The sequence below is a fragment of the Streptomyces sp. SID1328 genome, assembly GCF_009865595.1.
Lineage (GTDB): Bacteria > Actinomycetota > Actinomycetes > Streptomycetales > Streptomycetaceae > Streptomyces > Streptomyces griseoluteus.
Genome location: NZ_WWKH01000018.1, coordinates 1 through 1,720, shown reverse-complemented (window position 1 = coordinate 1,720; position 1,720 = coordinate 1). Strand labels below are relative to the sequence as shown.

Here is a 1,720-nt window from a genome sequence, read left to right as displayed (position 1 = left end):
GCCTCCCCGCCCGCCGGCGTGCTCGGCCCCGCCCTGGACACCCTGGCCGGTATCGCCCGGTCCGCGCCGGAGGATCTGTCGGCCGACTGACGGGCCGCCCGCCGCGCTGTATAAAGGTATGCAAGGGATATCGCGTCTGAATAGGCGACGGTGCCCCGCCCTGCCCCGGCGCTGTACCCTCCGTACTTTCCGCGCGGGGGCGTCCAGGACCCGACGACATCTGGAGGGGGAGCGCGGCATGAGCGCGAGCGACAGCCCTGCGAACCGGTTGCAGGCGCTCTTCGAGGGGCACCGGCTCACGCCCACCCAGCGCCGGATCGCGCACAGCATGGTGCGCCGCGCCGCCGACGTGCCGTTCCTGTCCAGCGTGGAGCTGGCCGAGCTGGCCGGAGTCAGCCAGCCCTCCGTCACCCGGTTCGCGGTCGCCCTCGGCTTCGACGGCTACCCGGCGCTCCGCCGCCATCTGCGCGAGGTCGTACCCGCCGAACCGGCCGCGGACAACGGCGCGTTCAACGAGTACCAGCAGGCCGTCGAGGCCGAGATCGAGAACCTGCGCCACCTCGCCGAACTCCTCGCGGACCCCGCCCCGGTCGAGCGCGCGGGGCGGGTCCTGGCCGCCTCCCGCCCGCTTCTGGTGCTGGGCCTGCGCGCCGCCGCCCCGCAGGCGTTCGGCTTCGCCTACTTCGCCGCCAAGGTCCACCCCGACGTCCGGCTGCTCGACGAGGGCGGCTCGATGGTGCAGGACCGCATCGACGCCGCCGTACGGGCCGGGGCGTCCGCACTGCTCTGCTTCGCCCTGCCCCGGCACCCGCGGGAGGTGCTGGACACCCTCGCGTACGCCAGGGAGGCCGGGCTGACGATCGTCACGGTGGCCGACTCCGCGTTCGCGCCGGTCGCCAAGTACTCCGACCTGCTGCTGCCCGCCGCCGTCGGCACCGGGCTCGCCTTCGACACCGCGTGCGCGCCGATGCTGCTGGGCCGGGTCCTGCTGGAGGCGCTGTGCGACGGGCTGCCGGACGCGCAGGCCCGGCTGGAGGAGTTCGACGCGCGCGCCTCGGCCCGAGGGCTCTTCGTGGAGTGACCGGCGCGCTCTCGAGGCTCGTCTCAGGCGGCCTCATCAACCTGCCGCGCGAACATCGGACACGGTGACGCGGGAGGCCGACGCGGCGGGCGACGCGGCCCCCGGCGGGGCCCGCCGCCGTGCCACGGCGTCGGGGCGGCTCAGACCTCCAGGTCCTGCTCGATGCGCTTCAGCTGGTGCCGGGCCATGGCCAGGTTGGCCCGGCCGTCCAGCACCAGGTAGAGGAACAGGCCGTTGCCGCCCCGGCCCTTGAGCAGCCGGATCAGGTGGTACTGGTCGCTCAGCGTGATCAGGATGTCCTCGATCTCGGCGTTGAGCCCCAGGTGCTCCATGGTGCGCATCTTGGCGCGGATCACGTCGGTGTTGCCCGCGGCCGCGACGTTCAGGTCGAACGTCTTGCTTCCGCCCAGCGTGCCCAGCGCCATGCCGCTGGTGTAGTCGACGAGCGCGACGCCGCTGGCACCCTCGATGGAGGTGAGCGCCTCTTTCAGTGCCGTTTCGGTGTTCGCCATGGTTCTGCTGTCCTTTCGGAGGTTCAACCCTCGGTTGCGGTAGGTGTTTCGGTGACCGTGGCCCGCGGAGTGCGGGTGGCGGCGCGGGTACGGGCGGGCGCGGGCCGGGCGGGCCGCTCCGGCGGGC

The 1,720-nt window shown here is 73.4% G+C and carries 2 protein-coding genes; one reads left to right on the top strand and one right to left on the bottom strand.

Annotation, left to right across the window (positions count from 1 at the left end; genetic code table 11):
• The first annotated feature begins 238 nt into the window (after positions 1-238).
• Complete coding sequence (locus tag GT030_RS00630) at positions 239-1,081, top strand: MurR/RpiR family transcriptional regulator (RefSeq protein ID WP_135787595.1); 843 nt, start codon at positions 239-241, stop codon at positions 1,079-1,081.
• Positions 1,082-1,221: 140 nt separating this feature from the next.
• Here the strand turns inward: GT030_RS00630 and GT030_RS00625 are convergent, their stop codons facing one another.
• Positions 1,222-1,593: a hypothetical protein gene (locus GT030_RS00625; RefSeq protein WP_135791749.1), complete on the bottom strand. Its 372-nt coding sequence runs from the start codon at positions 1,591-1,593 to the stop codon at positions 1,222-1,224.
• Between the last annotated feature and the right edge of the window lie 127 nt (positions 1,594-1,720).